This window comes from Salinarimonas ramus, assembly GCF_014645695.1.
Lineage (GTDB): Bacteria > Pseudomonadota > Alphaproteobacteria > Rhizobiales > Beijerinckiaceae > Salinarimonas > Salinarimonas ramus.
In genome coordinates this window covers 149443-165539 of the sequence record NZ_BMMF01000001.1, presented here as the reverse complement: position 1 = coordinate 165539, position 16097 = coordinate 149443, and the positions used below count along the sequence as shown (strand labels likewise).

Sequence of the window (16097 nt, the reverse complement as noted above, 5' to 3'; positions counted from 1 at the left end):
CGGCGCGGGCGCGCGGGTGAACTCCCCCCGCCGGGTCTATCCGAAAGGCGCCCGCCCCGCAATCGCGTCGGGTCGCCGGTGGAATTCGCCGTTGCCGCAGGGCGTGAGACTCAGGCGCCGCCGGTCTCCGGCAGGGCCTCGATGATCACGAAGGCCTGCGCCAGCGGCGGGTCGTCGGTGAGCGTCACGTGGACGATCGCGCGGTGGCCCGGGGGGGTGATGGCGGCGAGGCGCGCGGCGGCGCCGTTCGTCAGCTTCATCGTCGGCGCACCGGAGGGCAGGTTGACCACCTCCATGTCCCGCCAGAACACGCCGCTGCTCAAGCCCGTGCCGAGCGCCTTGGCGCAGGCCTCCTTGGCCGCGAAGCGCCGCGCGTAGGAGGGCGCGCGCGCCGCGCGCCGGTCGCTCTTCCTCCGCTCGCCTTCGGTGAAGACGCGGTGCGTGAAGCGCTCGCCGAAGCGCCCGAGCGTGCCTTCGATGCGGGTGATGTCGCACAGATCCGAGCCGATGCCGATGATCATCGCGCGCTCTCCACGCTCGCCAGCGCGAAGGCGTAGGCGAGCGCCACCTCCTCCAGGTGCTTGAAGCGCCCGGAGGCGCCGCCGTGGCCCGCGCCCATGTTCATGTGCAGCACGACCGGCCCGCCGCCCGTCATCGTGGCGCGCAGCCGCGCCACCCACTTCGTCGGCTCCCAATAGGTCACCCGCGGGTCGGTCAGGCCGCCCATGGCGAGAATCGCGGGATAGGCCTGAGGCGCCACGTTGTCGTAGGGCGAGTAGGCGAGGATCTGGTCGAACGCCTCCGCGCTCTCGATCGGGTTTCCCCATTCGGGCCATTCCGGCGGGGTCAGCGGCAGCTCGGCGTCGAGCATGGTGTTCAGCACGTCGACGAAGGGTACCTCCGCGACGATGCCGGCGAAGAGCGTCGGCGCCATGTTGGCGACGGCACCCATCAGCATGCCGCCGGCGCTGCCGCCATGGGCGACGATGCGCCCGCGCGTCGTGTAGCGCGCTTCGCACAGCGTCTCGGCGCAGGCGATGAAGTCCTTGAAGGTGTTCGCCTTCTTCTCGCGCTTGCCGTCCGTGTACCAGCGCCAGCCCTTCTCCGTCCCGCCGCGGATGTGGGCGATGGCGAAGACGAAGCCGCGATCCACGAGGGAGAGCACGTTGGCGCGGAAGGACGCCGGCATGGCGATGCCGTAGGAGCCGTAGCCGTAGAGCAGCGCCGGAGCGGATCCGTCGATGGGCGTGTCCGCCCGGTGCAGGAGCGAGATCGGCACGCTCGCCCCGTCCGGCGCCGTGGCGAACAGCCGGCGCGTGACGTAGGCGGACGCGTCGTGGCCGCTCGGCACCTCCTGGCGCTTGCGCAGCGTGCGCTCGCGGCTCGCCATGTCGTAATCGTAGGTCTCGCTCGGCGTCGTCAGCGAGGAATAGACGAAGCGAAGCCGCGTCGTGTCGTATTCCGCGCCCCCGCTCATGCCGAGCGAATAGGCCTCCTCGTCGAAGCGGATCGCGTGCTCCTCGCCGGTGGCGAGGTCGAGGAGGACGATGCGCGGGCGCGCGTCCTCGCGCTCGAGCCGCGCGAGATGGCGCGAGAAGGCCGCGTGGTCGAGGATCATCGTGCCCGGGCGATGGGGCACGAGATCGCGCCAGTTCGACCGCTGCGGCTCCGAGAGCGGCGCGGTGACGAGCTTGAAGTCCTCCGCCCCGTCGGCGTTGGTGAGGATGATCAGCGCGTCGCCCCGCTGCTCGACGTCGTAGCGCACCTCGCGCTCGCGCTTCGCCACGAGGCGGGGCGTCGCCTCCGGGTCGGAGAGGTCGAGAAGCCAGGCCTCCGAGGTCTCGTGATCGCCGAGGGCGATGACGCCGTATTCCCGCGAGCGGGTCTCCGCCAGGTTGACGAACCAGCCCGGATCGCCCTCGGAATAGACGAGGAGGTCGTCCTCCTGCGCCGTGCCGAGCAGATGCCTGCGCACGCGCGCGGGGCGGTGGTTGTCGTCGCGCTCCACGTAGTAGAGCGCGCGCCCGTCGGCGCTCCACACGAGGCCGCCGGCCACGCGCTCCAGCCGGTCCGGCAGGTCCTCGCCGGTGGCGAGCTCGCGCACGCGCACGACGTAGCTCTCCGAGCCCTCCGTGTCGCAGGACCAGGCGAGGCGGGCGTGATCGCGGGTATGGGCGATGTCGCCGAAGGCGAAGTAGCCGTGGCCCTCCGCCAGCGCGTCTCCGTCGAGGAGGATCGTTCCCTCGCCGCCGTCGCGCGGCTGGCGGCACACGAGGGGATGCTCGCCGCCTTCGCGAAAGCGCGTGTAGTAGGCGAAGGGTCCGTCGGGCTCGGGGACGGAGGAATCGTCCTCCTTGATGCGCCCGCGCATCTCCTCGACGAGCGTCTCGCGCAGCGCCTGCGTGCCGGCGAGGACCGCCTCGCCGTAGGCGTTCTCGGCCTCGACGTAGGCGCGCACGTCCGCCGGCAGCGCGGCGGGATCGTCGAGCACCTCGCGCCAGTTCTCGGCCTTGATCCAGGCGAAGGGGTCGCGGACCTCGCGGCCGTGCAGGGAGACGACGTGCGGGCGCTCTGGCGCGGCCGGGGTCGGGCGCGCGGGCGTCTCGAAGCGAATCATGCGCGGGGCCTCTCGGAGATGGATGTCGGCGCGGGCTCTCGGGCACGCGAGCGTGGGCGCGCCCGGGCCAGACATGGCCCGAGCTTGGCGCGGTGACAAGGTCGGAGCTTCACGGCTGGCGCACGGCCCGCGCGGTCAGGAGGAGCGCTCGGCCGAGCCGTTGCCGGGCTTCGTGGGGCGCGTGGGCTCCATCGGCTCGAACAGCGCGTCCTCGGCGCCGGCTTCGGACGCCTCCGCCGGCGGCGGCGCGGCGGGGCGGGCGCCGTTCGCCGCGGGCTTGGTGCCGTTGTTGGAAGGAGCCGGAGACGGAGCCGGGGAGGGGGCGGGTGAGGGCGGAGCCTTGGCAGCGGCCGGCGGGACCGCCGGTGAAGCCGAAGCGGCCGGTGCGGGCACAGTCTGCGAAGGTGCTTGCCGCGGCGGCGCGTCCGTACGGGCGAGGCGCTTGAGCGCGTTCAGCACCGCGTCGTCGCCGCCGCGGCCGGAGAAGCGCGGCGCACGCTGGTCGAGGAGATCGAGGAGCGAATCGAGCGCCGCGTCCGGGATCGGCCCCTCGTAGAGCGCGGGGCGCGCGCCGAGCGCGAGGGCGCGCGGCTCGATGGCGTCCTCCGCGCCGAGCTCCGGCCCGAACCAGGGCAGCGGCTTGAACGCCGCCCCCTCGTCGGGCCCGTCGAAGGCGACGCGCACCAGCGCCGCCGTGGAGGGCGCGAGATAGCGGTCGACGACCATGATCGGCCCGTCGCCCGAATCCATGCGGATGCGCTCGTAGCTGACCTTGCCCGCGCACACGTCGAGCAGGATCTCGCCCTGGGCGCGCGAGACCTCCGTACGCTCCTCGCCGGCGACGGCACCGTCCTGGAGCGTCTCGAGGACGAGCTCGCACCGCTCGCCCTCCAGCCGCACGTGCGAGCGCCGGTCCGGCTGGTCCGGAAAATGGCCTTCCAGAATGCGCGTGCCCGGCCGCTCGCGGCGGATCAGGCGCACGAAGGACGGCGCGATGGCGAATCGACGTTGCTGCTTCATGGGTACTCTCGACGCTGCCGCGCGGGGCCGGCCGGCATGAGAGCCGTGCGGGCCCCGTCGCCCTGTTCCGATGTCGGTTCCGGCGTTCCCGGACCGTCCGGCACGCGGCCGAACGGTCGGGGGACATTGCGTCGATTCTGAGAGCGGGTCGTTAAAGTCAGATAGTGTCGTCGCGGTTTTCCGTGGTATCCGCGTCGCGCTCGTGCGGATCCGCGTCGACGGGATCGTCCGACCCGTCGTCCTCGCTCTCCTCGCCCTTGAGAAGGCGCAGAACCTCGAGCGCGACGGGCCAGGGCGCGGCGGTGGCGATGCGCAGCATGGCGCGGCCGTCGCCGAGATCGTCGACGTGGACGCCGGTGAAGTTCGGCTCGTCCTGGTTCGCGGCGCCGGGCCCGTGCAGGTCGACCGAGCCGAGCAGCTCCTGCGTCTCGACGCCGAGCACGCGGCCGAGCGCCTCGACGTGCGTCATGCGCCGGGGCAGGCTGCGGCCCTTGGCGTAGGACCAGACGCTGACGTCGGAGATGCGCATGCCCGGCGGCAGGTGCTCCTGCGCGCGCCGCGCCGTCTCTTTGTAGGTCAGGCCGCTGCGCTTGATGGCGTGCCAGAGGCGCTGGGCGAACGCGTCCTTGTCGATGGGGAGCGTCCGCTCTTTCGCCGGCTTGGCCGGCGGTTCGGGGGCGTTGGAGCGTCCCTGCATCACTCGCATCCTCGCGGTCTGGGCGCAGGCGCCGCTCGCCCGCGCGGCACCCTCACGAACCTGCGCGCAGTTGGCAGGGAACCTCGGCTTTCGAGAAAAACGTGAACAGTGGTTGGATTATGGCGCACGCCGACGGTTCTCCGATCGCGATTGCACCGCGCTGTGTTGCACGCGGCCTCTGCGCCCCCCTTAATTCCCCAATCGCACCGAACTTTGGCGCAGATTGGTTTTCTCAATGTTAAACGTCCATCTCTGAAGTTCGCCATATCGAAACGCCTCCTCACCAACGTATGCCAAGGCGCCTTGCTCACTGTTTCCGAATGAAACCGAACGCGACGCGTACCGGACACTGTGCGAGGACCGTACCGAGCAATTCTCACGACCAAAATCGACCAAATTTTAATTAGGGTCTATGAAATACTGCTTCGCAGGATTGCCGCGCATTGCGCTGGCGCAACGCGTCGTCCGCGGACGACATCGCGCAAATCTCTTGCTGTGCGAGGAATCCGTTGCGGTGGTGGCCCCGGCCGGGCTCGAACCGGCACGCCTTGCGGGCTCCGAATTTTAAGTTCGGTGCGTCTACCAATTTCGCCACGGGGCCGCTCGGGACGGCGCAAGCCGTCTACCACACGTCGCGCCGGGAGCGAAACGACGTTTACGCAGGATCGAATCGGCGGAGCCCGAATCGTGCCGCGCGCGTTGATGGAGCGTCTCAACGATGCGGAGCCGAGCCCCGATGCGTCCCGAAATCGCCCGAAACAGCCTTCGCGCACTCCTCATCGGCTGCGCCGCCACGTTCGCCGGACCGGCCTTCGCGCAGCCCGCGCTCGATCCGGCAGAAGTGAACGCTGCGCGGCTCGGCGAGGAGCGACCGGTGGCCGGCGAGCGTCACCCGCTGATTCTCCGCCTGCAGGTCCTGCTCGACCGTGCGAATGTCTCGCCAGGGGTCGTCGACGGCTATCTCGGCGAGAACGTGGAGAAGGCGCTCTCCGCCTATGCACGGCGCGAGGGGTTCGCCGACGCGGATCCGCTGGCGCCGGAGATCGTCGAGGCGCTCCTCGCCGGGGACGTGGAGCCGGTGCTCGAACGCTACGTCATCACGGCCGACGACCTGGAAGGACCCTTCGTCGAGAGCATCCCGGACGACTATGCGCAGCTCGCGGAGATGGAGCGTCTCGCCTATCGCGGGCCGCAGGAGATGCTGGCCGAGCGCTTCCACATGGACCAGGAGCTGCTCGAGGCGCTCAACCCGGACGCCGATTTCGGCAGCGCCGGCACCGAGATCCTGGTGGCGCGTCCCGGCGAGGCACTGGAGGAGGGCACGATCGCGCGGATCGCGGTGGACCGCTCGCTCGGGGCGCTGCGCGCGCTCGACGAGGCGGGCGAGATCGTCGTCTTCTATCCCGCCACGATCGGCAGCGCCGAAACGCCCTCGCCCTCGGGCACGCACGAGATCGTCGCCGTGGCGATGGACCCGGCCTACTATTATCGCCCGGACGTGAACTTCCAGCAGGGCGATCTCGACCGGCAGCTCGAGATCCCGCCCGGTCCGAACAATCCGGTCGGCACGGTGTGGATCGACCTCAGCGAGCCGACCTACGGTATCCACGGCACGCCGACGCCCGACGAAATCGACAAGGATTACAGCCACGGCTGCGTGCGCCTGACGAACTGGGACGCCGAGGAGCTGGCGGGCCTCGTCGAGCAGGGCATCCCCGTGGAGTTCGTGCAATGAGGCTGCGGGCTCTGCGTCTCGCCGGCGCCGCCGCCCTGGCGCTCGCCGCGGGCGGCGCGCTCGCGCAGGAGGCGGACGGCGGGACACCTCCCGCGCCCCCCGAGCGGCCAGCGGACGCGCGGCGCCTCGCCCTCGATCCGCCGCTACCGGTGGCGCGGCCGGACGATGCCGACGAGCTCGCGGAGGAGGACGCGAGCGAGCCGCAAAACGAGAACGAGGCGGAGAGCGGGGAGGGCGCCGTGCCGGACGAGGAAACCGCCCTCGAGGACGCCCGCACCGACGACGCGCCCCATCCGCCCCGCCGCCCCGTCGTCGAGGAGCCCGAGGCCGTCCTTCCCGACGAGCCGCGCGCGCCGCTCTCCCCGACGCCCGAGGAGCGCGCCGCCTACGAGGCCTGCCTCGGCGATCTCGCGGCACTCGACGTCGCCTTCGAGGAGCGTCCCGCCATCGACGGCGACGGGCGCTGCGGCACGGCGCTGCCGCTGCGGGTGAGCGCGCTCGACGGCATCGCGCTCCAGCCCGCGGTGACCGTGCAGTGCGACGTCGCGCTGGCGCTCGCGCACTGGAGCGAGCAGGCGCTGCTGCCGGCGGCGCGCGAGCATCTCGATGCCGAGCCGCAGACGCTCTACACGGCGGGCGCCTACGTCTGCCGCGGGCGCAACCGGCAGCCGAACGCCCGTCTCTCCGAGCACGCCTTCGCCAACGCCGTCGACATCACGGGCATGGACTTCGCCGAGGGCGAGGCCTTCGCCGTCGAGCCGCGGGGCGGCGTCGAGAGCCCGCAGGCGCGCTTCCAGCGGGAGATCCGCCGCGGAGCCTGCGCGCATTTCCGCACCGTGCTCGGCCCGGGCTCCGACGCCTATCACGACGACCACCTGCACTTCGACCAGCGCGAGCGCAGGAACGACTATCGCCTGTGCGAATGAGGCGGGCGTCGCCGGTCAATCCTGGTCGCGCGGGTGCTTCAGGTGGAGCTTGAGCTCGACGATCCGCACGACCGACATCATGATCACGCCGAACACGACGGCGACGGCGGCGAGCGTGTACTGGCCGGCGCCGAGCGCGATGCCGAAGGCGGCCGCGAGCCAGAGATTGGCCGCCGAGGTGAGGTTTCGCACGTCGCCCTTGGAGACGAAGATCGCGCCCGCGGCGATGAAGCCGATCGCCTGCGCGAGGCCCTGGATGGCGCGCAGCGGGTCCACCGTCACCTGGTCTCCCGTGGCGATCGCTTGCTCGTAGACCAGGAAGGCCGAGATCGTGATCACGCACGAGGAGAGGCTGACCATGCCGTGCGTGCGCAGCCCCGTCGCGCGCCCGCGCAGCTCCCGATCGAGCCCCAGCAGCATGCCGCCCAGCGCAGCGGCGGCGAGCCGGATCGTGACGTCCCAGAGCGGGATCTCGCCGGAATAGAGGATCTCGTCGATCACGCCTGACCTCCCCCATCTCGCGTGGCGTTTCGCTCGGCGAACGCACGAAGCGGGCGGTTCGGTCCGTCTCGGAAGGCGGCGGAAGGGGAAATGCGTCTCAGAGCACCTTCGCCATGACGCAGCGACGGGCGGGGTCGAAGCCGAGGTCGAGCTCGTGGGCGAGCTTGGCGGCGTGGCCCGGCGGAAGCCCGTCGCGGGTGAGCTCGACGAAGCCGAGGGTGGCGTAGAAGGGCTTGTTCCAGGGCACGATCCGGTCCGTCGTCAGCGTGACGGCGGGGATGAAGGCCCAGCGCCCGAAATCGATCGCCGCCGCCATCAGCGCGCGCCCGAGGCCGCGGCGCTGGTGCTCGCGCGCCACCGAGATCTCGTGCACGTGCAGGAAGCCGTCGAGATCGCCCGCCGCGAGGAAGCCCACGGGCGCGTCCTCCCGGTCGGCGGCGACCCACAGCGTGCCCGCCACGCGGCACAGGTCGAGCGCCTCCGGCGGCGCCGTCGGCCCGTCGCCCGCGAGCGCTCCCGGCCAGCCGGCGAAGAGCGCGGCGGCCGAAGCCTCGATCCCCGGCAGGAGCGGCACGTCGGCCTCCGCCGCGGATCGGATCCGGTAGCCGGCGGGCGGATCAGCCCTCACCGGGCTGGGGTCCCTCGTAGCCCTCGATGACGATGAGGTCGACGTCGGCGCCGCCCTTCTGCTCGGCGAGCGCCTCCTGGTACTCGGGCGAGTGGAAGCAGTCGAGCGCCGCCTGATAGGACGGGAACTCGATGACGACGTTGCGCGCCCGCGCCTCGCCCTTCACCGTCTCGAAGGCGCCGCCGCGCACCAGGAAACGGCCGCCGTACTTCGCGAAGGCCCGGCCGTTCTTGGCGACGTAGTTCTTGTAGGCGTCCGCGTCGCGGACGTCGACGCGCGCGATCCAGAAGCCCTTGGCCATCATTCCGCTCCCTCTACGGCGACGATCTCGGCGATCGCCGCTCCCTCGCGCTCCGACTTCGCCGCCTGGTATTCCGGCGAGTTGTAGTACCGCTCCGCCTGCTCCAGCGAGTCGAACTCGAGCACGACGTTGCGCGGGCGCGCCTCGCCCTCGAGGCTCGTCATGCGCCCGCCGCGTGCGAGCGCCCGACCGCCGTACTTGCGGATCGCCTCGGTGGCGCCCTTCACGTAATTGGCGTAGCGCTCCGGGTCGGTGACCGTCACGCGGGCGATGATGTAGGCCTTGGGCATGGGGCTCCTCCTGGGGCTCCTCCGGCGCGCCGCTGGCGGGCGCTCGGCTTCGATGTGTAGCGAAGCGACGCGCCGAGGCAAAGGTGCGCGGCTGCTCATCCGGTCCTGCTCCCGCGCCTCCCGCTCCCGTCGTGTCCCGGGCTGACGCGCGCCGACGGGCTCGGCATAGTGGCGCCACACCCCCGGACAGGACGACGCCCCATGCTCACCGCCATCGCCGTCTCGGGCTATCGCTCGCTGCGCGAGATCGTCGTGCCGCTCTCGCGCGTCACGGTGGTGACCGGGCCGAACGGATCGGGCAAGTCGAGCCTCTACCGCTCGCTGCGCCTCCTCGCCGACGCGGCGCAAGGTCGGCTCGTCGCCTCGCTCGCCCAGGAGGGCGGCCTCGCCTCGACGCTCTGGGCGGGGCCGGAGCGGATCTCGCTGGGCATGCGCGACGGCTCCGTGCCGGTGCAGGGCACGGTGCGGCGCGAGAGCGTGGCGCTCAAGCTCGGCTTCAGCGGGGAGGGGCTCGGCTACGCCGTCGATCTCGGCATGCCGATCAAGTCCTCCTCGGCCTTCGGGCTCGATCCCGAATACAAGCTCGAGACCGTCTTCTCCGGCCCGATGCGGGCGCGCCCGGTGATTCTCGCCGATCGGCGAGGACCGGCGGTGCGGGTGGCCGACGACGAGGGGCGGCTGCGCGTGGTCCTCTCCGACCTCGCGCCCTACGACGGCATGCTCACCCACGCCGCCGATCCCCGCGGCGCGCCCGAGCTCCTCGCGCTTCGCGAGCGCATGCGGCGGCTGCGCTTCTACGACCACCTGCGCACCGATCCCGACGCCCCCATGCGCGGCAAGCGGGTGGGCACCCGTACCCCCGTTCTCGCGAGCGACGGCGGCGATCTCGCCGCCGCGCTGCAGACCATCCGCGAGATCGGCGACGGGCGGGCTCTCGACGACGCCGTCGCCGACGCCTTCGACGGAGCGCGCGTCGAGATCGGCATGGAGGGCGGGCTGTTCGAGACGGCGATGCGCCAGCCCGGCCTCCTGCGTCCGCTGGGCGCCCGCGAGCTCTCGGACGGGACCCTGCGCTATCTCGCGCTGGTCGCCGCGCTGCTCTCGCCGCGCCCGCCGGAGCTGCTCGTGCTCAACGAGCCGGAGACGAGCCTCCATCCGGACCTGATCGCGCCCCTCGCGCGGCTCGTCGTGGCGGCGAGCGCGCGCACGCAGGTGCTCGTCGTCACCCACGCCGCCGCCTTGGCGGAGGCGCTCGCGCGCACGCCCGAGGCGATGGTCCACCGCCTCGAGAAGAGCCTCGGCGAGACGCGGCTCGCGGACGATCCGCCCACGCCGATCTGGATCTGGCCGAAGCGCTGAGGCGCATCCCTCGCCCTCCGGGTGCGTTCGCACCATGTGACGGAAGACGGCCTCAGCGAGCGGGAGGGCTCTCATGACGGACGCGGCGGTGCGGATCGTGGTGGCGGGGCGGGTGCAGGGCGTGGGCTTTCGCGCCTTCGCCGCCGCCCGCGGGCGGGAGCTGGGCCTGCGCGGGCACGCGCGAAACCGCGCGGACGGCTCGGTGGAGAGCGTCGTCGCGGGATCGCGGGAGGCGATCGAGGCCTATCTCGTGGCCCTGCGCAGCGGCCCGCCGTCCGCCTCCGTCGCCAATCTCTCGGTGGAGGACGTCGCGCCGGAGAGCGTGACGGAGCGGGACTTCGTCACAGGCTGAGGCGGGCCGCCGGGCGCTTCGCCGGCTCCTGTTGCCGGCAAGCAACAACCACAGCCGCCGCACGGGTGTAGGACGGACGCCTCGCGTGCGGAGGCGATTCCATGAACGACGACGATCTCGACCGCCGAGACGACCGAGCCCGCGCTCCCGCGGACGGGGAGCGCCCCGCCGTCGTCGCCTACGATCCCTACTTCCCCGCCGCGCGCCCCCCCGCGGACGACGCGCGCCCGACCGCCTACGACCCGTACTTCCCGCAGGACGGCGCGAGCGAGTTCGACTGATCTCCCCCTCTTCGGGACCGATGCTCCCGCTTCCGTGAGCGATCCTCACGAAGCGGCTCACGCGCTCGTGCGCATGCCGCACGGGCCCGTGACGACGCGTGAGGCACGATCGGGTGTAACAGGGAGACCTCTTGGCACGAAGAGAGGTCTGCCATGACGAATCCGGTCGAGACGCACTGGTCGAGCCTGATGCGCGCCGCCAACCGCGGCGAGGAGGGCGCCTATCGTCGTCTGCTCGCGGAGCTCGCACCCGCCATCCGGGCCTCGATCCGGGCGAAGGGCGCGCGCTACGGGCTCTCGGGGGCGGACGTCGAGGACGCGGTGCAGGAGACGCTGCTGGCGATCCACGTCAAGCGCCACACCTGGCGCGAGGGCGAGCCGATCCGCCCCTGGGTGTTCGCGATCGCCGGCTACAAGATCGTCGACCAGATGCGCCGGCGGTATCGGCACGCGGAGGTCGACATCTCCGACTTCACCGAGATCCTGCCGGCCGAGCCGGACGAGGATCCGACGACGGCGTCCGACATGGATCGCGTCGTGGCGCGTCTCTCGGGCCGCGCGGGCGAGGTCGTCCGCGCCATCGGCCTCGAGGGCGCGAGCGTGGCGGAGGCTTCGCAGCGCTTCGGCATGACCGAGGGCGCCGTGCGGGTCGCGCTGCATCGAGGCCTGCGCAAGCTGGCCGATCTTCGAGCGGGCATGGTGGGATGAGGACGACAGCGATGCGTACGGACGACCTGATCGACGCGCTGGCGGCGGATCTCGCGCCGCGGCGGTCTCTCGCGGCTTCGGCCGCTCCCGCCCTGGCGCTCGGTATCGCCGGCACGCTCGCGCTCTTCCTCGTCGGCTTCGGGCCGCGAGCGGACGTGGCGAGCGCGGCGCAGACGCTGCGTTTTCTGGCGAAGCCGCTCCTGGGCCTCGTCCTCGCGATCTCCGCGATGGGCCTCGCGCTGCGTCTCGCGCGCCCCGGCGCGCCGGCGAGCGGCTGGGCGACGGCGCTCCTCGCCGCCCCGGCGGCGGCCTCGATCTTCGCGGGGCTCGAGCTCGCCGCGCTTCCCGCGACCGTCTGGGCGGACGCCTGGATCGGCGAGAACGCGATCGCCTGCCTCGTCTCGATCCCGTTGCTCGCAGCACCCGTCCTCGCCGCGCTGATCGTGGTGCTCCGGCGGGGCGCGCCGGTTCGCCCGCGGCTGGCGGGAGCGGTCGCCGGTCTCGCCGCGGCGGGGGTGGGCGCGGTGCTCTACGCGATGCACTGCACGGACGACAGCCCGCTGTTCGTCGCCACCTGGTACACGCTCGCGGCCTTCGTCGTGGCGGGCGCCGGGGCGCTCGCCGGGCGGCGCTGGTTGCGTTGGTGAGGCGCGCTCAGGCGAGCGTGCGGCGGTTTAGCGGCATGACGATCTCGCACAGTACGCTCTCCGCGCCGATCTCGTAGCGCACAGCCGCGTCGAGCTCGTAGGGGAGGGTGCGGCGCAAGAGCTCCGTGCCGAAGCCCTCCCGCGCCGGGCGGCGCGGATCGGGAGCGATGCCGGTCTCGCGCCACGTCAGGCGCAGGAGCGGCGGATCGGCCTCGCGCTCCACGTCCCAGACGACGGCGACGGCGCCGGTCTCCCCGGCGAGCGCGCCGAACTTCACCGAGTTGGTGGCGAGCTCGTGGATCGCGAGCGTCAGCGTCTCCGCCGCCTTGCTCTTGATCTGCACCTTCGGCCCGCCGATCGTCACCCGCGCGCCCTCGCGGGCGGCGCAGGCGGTGAGCTCCTCGGCCACGAGGTATTCGAGGTCGAGCCCCGCGCGGGGATCGCGGGCGACGTGAGCCTGCGTGCGCGCGAAGGCGTTGAGGCGCCCCTCGAAATGGGAGCCGAAATCGGCCGCGTCCTGCGCCGTCTCGCCGGTGCGCCGCGCGATGGAGCGGACGATGGCGAGCATGTTGCGTACGCGGTGCTGCAATTCCCCGAGCAGCAGCTTCTGCTGGTCCTGCAGGCGGCGCATCTCGTCGATGTCGCTCGACGAGCCGACCCACTCCCGCTCGCCTCCGGCGCACGGCGTCGAGGCGTGGGCGCGGGTCTGGAACCAGCGCGTCCGGCCGTCGGCGAGGAGGAGACGGTGGGAGACTTCCAGGCGTCCCGTGCGGCCGGCCTCGGCCCAGGCCTCGCGCACCCGCTCGCGATCCTCGGGGTGGACGGCGGCGAGCCAGCCGAGATCGAGGCTCGCCTCGTAGGAGAGGCCCGTCGCCTCGATCCATTGCGCGCTCGCCCAGGTCCAGCGGCCCTCGTCGCGCGACTGCCAGACGAGGTGTGGGAGGTTCTCGACGAGCGCCCGCAGGCGCGCGCCTGTGCGATCCGCGTCCTCCCGCGCGCGGACGCGGTCGCTGATCTCCACGGCGACGAAGAGGACGCCGCCTACGCCGTTCGGCGCGCGCGCGTCCGGCACCGAGGAGAAGGAGCAGCGCCACCAGGTCTCTTCCGTGCGCTCGCCGCTTCTGCGTGCGAGGCGCACGTCCTCGCGCTCGACGGCGCTCTCGCCGGCGCGCACGCGCGCCACGTCGGCGGCGACGGTGGGCCAGACGTCGGCCCACACCTCGGAGGCCGGGCGCCCGACGCAGGCGCGGCCGTCGCCGCCGATCTTCTCGTCGAAGGCGTCGTTGCAGATCTGGATGCTGTCCTCGCCCCACACGATCGCCATGGGGATCGGCGCGTGGAGGATCGTGCCCACGGCGCCCTTGAGCGCCTCCGGCCACGTGTCGAGGGGCCCGAGCGCCGTTGCCGCCCAATCGTGCGCCCGGATGGCGCGGGCGGCATCGCAATCACCAGCGGGCCAGGCGTCGGGGTCGATCATCGCGCGCGCCCCGTCACGGCTCTGTTGCGACGGAGCGCGCGGGAATCGGCGTGACGTCCGCCTGGCCCGAGGTGCTACGTGCGCTCTGGTCGAGATGGAGGTAGGAGGCGTTGAACAAGCCGGCGGTCTCGAGCGCCTCCAGATCGTGGATCGTCATGTGCCGGCCGCGCAGCGTGATCAGCTCGGCGGCGCGCAGCTCCTGGAGCGTGCGGTTGACGTGGACCGCGGAGATGCCGGTGGCGTCCGCCAGCATGGCCTGCGTCGCGGGCAGCTCATAGGCGAGCCCGTGTGTGTGGCCGATGGCGCGCAGGCGGTAGTACAGCTCGCAGATGAGATGCGCCATGCGCTCGAGCGCCGTGCGCTGGCCGAGATTGACCGTCCATTCGCGCTGGAGCGCATGCCCGCATAGGTCCGACCAGGCGAGCGCGGTGGCGAGCCGGGGGCTCGCCGTCGTCAGCTCCGCGAGGCGCGGCCCCGCGATCTCCGCGACGGTGATCGGCGTGATCGCCGCGAGGCTGTGGTCCGCATGCTCGAGGAGGAGCGCGGTCTGCTCGCAGAGGTCCCCCGGCAGGGCGAAGGTCAGCACCTGCCGGCGCCCGTCCTCCAGCGACTTGTAGCGCATGCCCCACCCGTCCACGAGCAGGTAGAGGCAACGCGGGCGCTCGCCCTCGCGCATGACGTCCTCGCGAGGGCCGACGCGGCGTACGCGCTCGCGCGCCGCCTCCTCGACGAGACGTTCGTCGTCCGGGGTGAGCGCGACATAGCGGGACAGGCGCCTGATGAGAGGCTGTGCGTTCATCGGTGCTCGGCGTCCCGCGAGCGTTCATGGGGCATTGGCCTCGTCCTCGCGCGCGCCCTGAGCGACGGCGTCACGGGCACGGTGCCGTGAGGGTGCGCGCTTCCCGCAGCGAGGGCAAGGGTGCAAAACAGTCCGCTCAACGACCTGCCGTCTCCGGCATCGCGCGCAGATTGCTCGCGTGGTTCGCGAGAAAGAGATAGTAGCCTGTCAGCGTGACGCCGTGGCGGGCGGCCTCGGGGTCGAAGCCCAGTGGCGAAGCCATGGCGTTGTCGAGCCTGCCGCCGAAATCCCAGGCCTCCGCCTCGATGAAGGCGGGCACGGGATAATCCTCGGGCACCGCGCAGTAGAGCTGCGGCTCCTCACGCCGACGAAACAGGTTGTAGGCCGGCTCGTCGGAATTCATCGCGCGATTTCTTCTCGTTAAGGCGAGTGAGACGACGTTCATGATCCTCACCGGTTCTCGACCAGGAGCGTGAGATACCCCGTCGATCTGCAGCCATCGGCGTCCGGACGTCCACAACATTCGTTAGCTCCTCCGCCATAATGCAAGGGGCGAACCTCTCCGGCGAACCCCCTCCGGCTCTCGCGCGTTGCGGGCGCAGAGCCTTGTCGCGAGGGAGAATAAGCAATGAACCGGATCGCACTCATACTGGTCGCCGCCGCGGGTCTCGCGCTCGGCGCCTGCTCCACCACCGAAGAGCGCATCGGCGGTGCCGCCGTGGGCGCCGCGGTCGCCGGCCCGGTCGGCGCCGGCGTCGGCGTTCTCGCGGGACCGCCGGTGACGAACGAGGTCGAGCGCCGCTTCTGACGCCCTCCGCGCGACCGGCGCAGGCGGGGAGGGCGCATTAGCGCTTCACCTGGGGCGCGGGCGTTGCTAAGCACCGGCGAGCCAATCGCCGGAGCCCGCGCCCATGACCGACCTCTCCGCCCTCGCCAGCACCATCGAGGCCGCCTTCGAGGACCGCGCCAGCATCTCCCCGTCGACGACGGGCGACGTGCGCGCCGCCGTCGAGGAGGCGCTCGCCGCGCTCGACGAGGGCCGCGCCCGCGTCGCCGAGAAGGTGGGCGAGAACTGGGTCGTCCACGAATGGCTGAAGAAGGCCGTGCTCCTCTCGTTCCGCCTCGCAGACATGGCGGTGATCGAGGGCGGGCCGGGCGGCGCCGTGTGGTGGGACAAGGTCGCCTCGAAGTTCGACGGCTGGGACGCAGGCCGCTTCCGGGACGCGGGCTTTCGCGCCGTGCCGAACTGCGTCGTGCGCCGCGGCGCCTTCGTCGCGAAGAACGTCGTGCTCATGCCCTCCTTCGTGAACCTCGGCGCCTACGTGGACGAGGGCACGATGGTCGACACGTGGGTGACCGTCGGATCCTGCGCGCAGATCGGCAAGAACGTGCATCTCTCCGGCGGCGTCGGCATCGGCGGCGTGCTGGAGCCGCTGCAGGCGAGCCCCACCATCATCGAGGACGATTGCTTCATCGGCGCGCGCTCCGAGGTCGTCGAGGGCGTGGTCGTGGGCAAGGGCTCCGTGCTCTCGATGGGCGTCTTCATCTCGGCCTCGACCAAGATCATCGACCGCGAGACGGGCGAGGTCTTCCGCGGCAAGGTCCCGCCCTATTCCGTCGTCGTGCCCGGTGCGCTGCCCGGCAAGCCGCTGCCGGACGGCTCGCCCGGCCCCTCGCTCTCCTGCGCCGTCATCGTCAAGCGCGTGGACGCGCAGACGCGCGCCAAGACCGGCATCAACGAGCTCCTGCGCGATTGATC

20 protein-coding genes and 1 tRNA gene are annotated in these 16097 nt (G+C 71.9%); 9 read left to right on the top strand and 12 right to left on the bottom strand.

The features are described 5' to 3' along the window. Positions 1-110 precede the first annotated feature (110 nt). The 5 genes from acpS to IEX89_RS00800 all read right to left on the bottom strand — a co-directional run bounded on the left by acpS (position 111) and on the right by IEX89_RS00800 (position 4935). Complete coding sequence (gene acpS / locus IEX89_RS00820; protein ID WP_188908483.1) at positions 111-521, bottom strand: holo-ACP synthase; 411 nt, start codon at positions 519-521, stop codon at positions 111-113. Continuing rightward, positions 518-2617, bottom strand: coding sequence for a S9 family peptidase (locus IEX89_RS00815; RefSeq protein WP_188908480.1), 2100 nt, complete (start codon positions 2615-2617; stop codon positions 518-520). The genes acpS and IEX89_RS00815 overlap by 4 nt, the downstream gene beginning before the upstream one ends. A 135-nt stretch (positions 2618-2752) precedes the next feature. Next, a complete protein-coding gene (locus tag IEX89_RS00810) occupies positions 2753-3637 on the bottom strand; it encodes a hypothetical protein (RefSeq protein WP_188908478.1) in 885 nt (294 codons plus the stop codon). A 157-nt stretch (positions 3638-3794) separates the two neighbouring features. Beyond that, positions 3795-4334 (bottom strand): hypothetical protein, encoded by a 540-nt coding sequence (locus IEX89_RS00805; RefSeq protein WP_188908476.1) that lies wholly within the window; start codon positions 4332-4334, stop codon positions 3795-3797. Positions 4335-4849: 515 nt separating this feature from the next. Next, a tRNA-Leu gene (locus IEX89_RS00800) sits at positions 4850-4935 on the bottom strand. 135 nt (positions 4936-5070) lie between these two features. Between IEX89_RS00800 and IEX89_RS00795 the strand changes: the two genes are divergently transcribed. Together IEX89_RS00795 and IEX89_RS00790 are read left to right on the top strand one after the other, a co-directional pair. Then, positions 5071-6069 carry a L,D-transpeptidase family protein gene (locus tag IEX89_RS00795; RefSeq protein WP_188908473.1) on the top strand — a complete coding sequence of 333 codons (999 nt, stop codon included), beginning with the start codon at positions 5071-5073 and terminating at the stop codon, positions 6067-6069. Beyond that, on the top strand, positions 6066-6995 hold the full coding sequence (locus IEX89_RS00790; RefSeq protein WP_188908472.1) for an extensin-like domain-containing protein: 930 nt from the start codon (positions 6066-6068) through the stop codon (positions 6993-6995). Before IEX89_RS00795 ends, IEX89_RS00790 begins: the two co-directional genes overlap by 4 nt. 15 nt (positions 6996-7010) lie before the next feature. Here the strand turns inward: IEX89_RS00790 and IEX89_RS00785 are convergent, their stop codons facing one another. The 4 genes from IEX89_RS00785 to IEX89_RS00770 form a co-directional block, all read right to left on the bottom strand. Beyond that, complete coding sequence (locus IEX89_RS00785; protein ID WP_244645044.1) at positions 7011-7496, bottom strand: MgtC/SapB family protein; 486 nt, start codon at positions 7494-7496, stop codon at positions 7011-7013. A 97-nt stretch (positions 7497-7593) separates the two neighbouring features. After that, on the bottom strand, positions 7594-8124 hold the full coding sequence (locus tag IEX89_RS00780; RefSeq protein WP_210317544.1) for a GNAT family N-acetyltransferase: 531 nt from the start codon (positions 8122-8124) through the stop codon (positions 7594-7596). Then, entirely contained in the window at positions 8114-8425 is a 312-nt protein-coding gene (locus IEX89_RS00775; protein WP_188908470.1) for a DUF1330 domain-containing protein, read from the bottom strand. The genes IEX89_RS00780 and IEX89_RS00775 overlap by 11 nt, the downstream gene beginning before the upstream one ends. Beyond that, complete coding sequence (locus IEX89_RS00770; RefSeq protein WP_188908468.1) at positions 8425-8715, bottom strand: DUF1330 domain-containing protein; 291 nt, start codon at positions 8713-8715, stop codon at positions 8425-8427. Before IEX89_RS00770 ends, IEX89_RS00775 begins: the two co-directional genes overlap by 1 nt. Positions 8716-8916: 201 nt before the next feature. Between IEX89_RS00770 and IEX89_RS00765 the strand changes: the two genes are divergently transcribed. The 5 genes from IEX89_RS00765 to IEX89_RS00745 all read left to right on the top strand — a co-directional run bounded on the left by IEX89_RS00765 (position 8917) and on the right by IEX89_RS00745 (position 12062). Next, entirely contained in the window at positions 8917-10074 is a 1158-nt protein-coding gene (locus tag IEX89_RS00765) for an AAA family ATPase (protein ID WP_188908466.1), read from the top strand. Between the two features lie 73 nt (positions 10075-10147). Beyond that, positions 10148-10426, top strand: coding sequence for an acylphosphatase (locus IEX89_RS00760; protein WP_188908464.1), 279 nt, complete (start codon positions 10148-10150; stop codon positions 10424-10426). Positions 10427-10527: 101 nt separating this feature from the next. Next, a complete protein-coding gene (locus tag IEX89_RS00755) occupies positions 10528-10707 on the top strand; it encodes a hypothetical protein (protein WP_188908462.1) in 180 nt (59 codons plus the stop codon). Positions 10708-10860: 153 nt separating this feature from the next. Further along, positions 10861-11415: a sigma-70 family RNA polymerase sigma factor gene (locus IEX89_RS00750; RefSeq protein ID WP_188908460.1), complete on the top strand. Its 555-nt coding sequence runs from the start codon at positions 10861-10863 to the stop codon at positions 11413-11415. Between the two features lie 11 nt (positions 11416-11426). Then, complete coding sequence (locus tag IEX89_RS00745; protein WP_188908458.1) at positions 11427-12062, top strand: NrsF family protein; 636 nt, start codon at positions 11427-11429, stop codon at positions 12060-12062. A gap of 7 nt (positions 12063-12069) precedes the next feature. Here the strand turns inward: IEX89_RS00745 and IEX89_RS00740 are convergent, their stop codons facing one another. The 3 genes from IEX89_RS00740 to IEX89_RS00730 all read right to left on the bottom strand — a co-directional run bounded on the left by IEX89_RS00740 (position 12070) and on the right by IEX89_RS00730 (position 14741). Continuing rightward, positions 12070-13539, bottom strand: a complete 1470-nt coding sequence (locus IEX89_RS00740) for a sensor histidine kinase (protein ID WP_188908456.1) — start codon at positions 13537-13539, stop codon at positions 12070-12072. A gap of 13 nt (positions 13540-13552) precedes the next feature. Next, positions 13553-14338 (bottom strand): Crp/Fnr family transcriptional regulator, encoded by a 786-nt coding sequence (locus IEX89_RS00735; RefSeq protein WP_188908453.1) that lies wholly within the window; start codon positions 14336-14338, stop codon positions 13553-13555. A 136-nt stretch (positions 14339-14474) separates the two neighbouring features. Continuing rightward, positions 14475-14741, bottom strand: coding sequence for a hypothetical protein (locus IEX89_RS00730; protein WP_188908451.1), 267 nt, complete (start codon positions 14739-14741; stop codon positions 14475-14477). A gap of 225 nt (positions 14742-14966) precedes the next feature. Here IEX89_RS00730 and IEX89_RS00725 point away from each other — a divergent pair, with 225 nt between their 5' ends. Together IEX89_RS00725 and dapD are read left to right on the top strand one after the other, a co-directional pair. Next, a complete protein-coding gene (locus IEX89_RS00725; protein ID WP_188908449.1) occupies positions 14967-15146 on the top strand; it encodes a hypothetical protein in 180 nt (59 codons plus the stop codon). A 103-nt stretch (positions 15147-15249) separates the two neighbouring features. Continuing rightward, positions 15250-16095 (top strand): 2,3,4,5-tetrahydropyridine-2,6-dicarboxylate N-succinyltransferase, encoded by an 846-nt coding sequence (dapD, locus tag IEX89_RS00720; protein WP_188908447.1) that lies wholly within the window; start codon positions 15250-15252, stop codon positions 16093-16095. Positions 16096-16097: the final 2 nt, after the last annotated feature.

What these genes read in the sequence shown, in the direction of transcription:
- acpS (WP_188908483.1), bottom strand. Translation starts at nt 521, where the DNA reads ATGATCATCGGCATCGGCTCGGATCTGTGCGACATCACCCGCATCGAA.
- IEX89_RS00815 (WP_188908480.1), bottom strand. Translation starts at nt 2,617, where the DNA reads ATGATTCGCTTCGAGACGCCCGCGCGCCCGACCCCGGCCGCGCCAGAG.
- IEX89_RS00810 (WP_188908478.1), bottom strand. Translation starts at nt 3,637, where the DNA reads ATGAAGCAGCAACGTCGATTCGCCATCGCGCCGTCCTTCGTGCGCCTG.
- IEX89_RS00805 (WP_188908476.1), bottom strand. Translation starts at nt 4,334, where the DNA reads ATGCAGGGACGCTCCAACGCCCCCGAACCGCCGGCCAAGCCGGCGAAA.
- IEX89_RS00795 (WP_188908473.1), top strand. Translation starts at nt 5,071, where the DNA reads ATGCGTCCCGAAATCGCCCGAAACAGCCTTCGCGCACTCCTCATCGGC.
- IEX89_RS00790 (WP_188908472.1), top strand. Translation starts at nt 6,066, where the DNA reads ATGAGGCTGCGGGCTCTGCGTCTCGCCGGCGCCGCCGCCCTGGCGCTC.
- IEX89_RS00775 (WP_188908470.1), bottom strand. Translation starts at nt 8,425, where the DNA reads ATGGCCAAGGGCTTCTGGATCGCGCGCGTCGACGTCCGCGACGCGGAC.
- IEX89_RS00770 (WP_188908468.1), bottom strand. Translation starts at nt 8,715, where the DNA reads ATGCCCAAGGCCTACATCATCGCCCGCGTGACGGTCACCGACCCGGAG.
- IEX89_RS00765 (WP_188908466.1), top strand. Translation starts at nt 8,917, where the DNA reads ATGCTCACCGCCATCGCCGTCTCGGGCTATCGCTCGCTGCGCGAGATC.
- IEX89_RS00760 (WP_188908464.1), top strand. Translation starts at nt 10,148, where the DNA reads ATGACGGACGCGGCGGTGCGGATCGTGGTGGCGGGGCGGGTGCAGGGC.
- IEX89_RS00755 (WP_188908462.1), top strand. Translation starts at nt 10,528, where the DNA reads ATGAACGACGACGATCTCGACCGCCGAGACGACCGAGCCCGCGCTCCC.
- IEX89_RS00750 (WP_188908460.1), top strand. Translation starts at nt 10,861, where the DNA reads ATGACGAATCCGGTCGAGACGCACTGGTCGAGCCTGATGCGCGCCGCC.
- IEX89_RS00745 (WP_188908458.1), top strand. Translation starts at nt 11,427, where the DNA reads ATGCGTACGGACGACCTGATCGACGCGCTGGCGGCGGATCTCGCGCCG.
- IEX89_RS00740 (WP_188908456.1), bottom strand. Translation starts at nt 13,539, where the DNA reads ATGATCGACCCCGACGCCTGGCCCGCTGGTGATTGCGATGCCGCCCGC.
- IEX89_RS00735 (WP_188908453.1), bottom strand. Translation starts at nt 14,338, where the DNA reads ATGAACGCACAGCCTCTCATCAGGCGCCTGTCCCGCTATGTCGCGCTC.
- IEX89_RS00730 (WP_188908451.1), bottom strand. Translation starts at nt 14,741, where the DNA reads ATGAATTCCGACGAGCCGGCCTACAACCTGTTTCGTCGGCGTGAGGAG.
- IEX89_RS00725 (WP_188908449.1), top strand. Translation starts at nt 14,967, where the DNA reads ATGAACCGGATCGCACTCATACTGGTCGCCGCCGCGGGTCTCGCGCTC.
- dapD (WP_188908447.1), top strand. Translation starts at nt 15,250, where the DNA reads ATGACCGACCTCTCCGCCCTCGCCAGCACCATCGAGGCCGCCTTCGAG.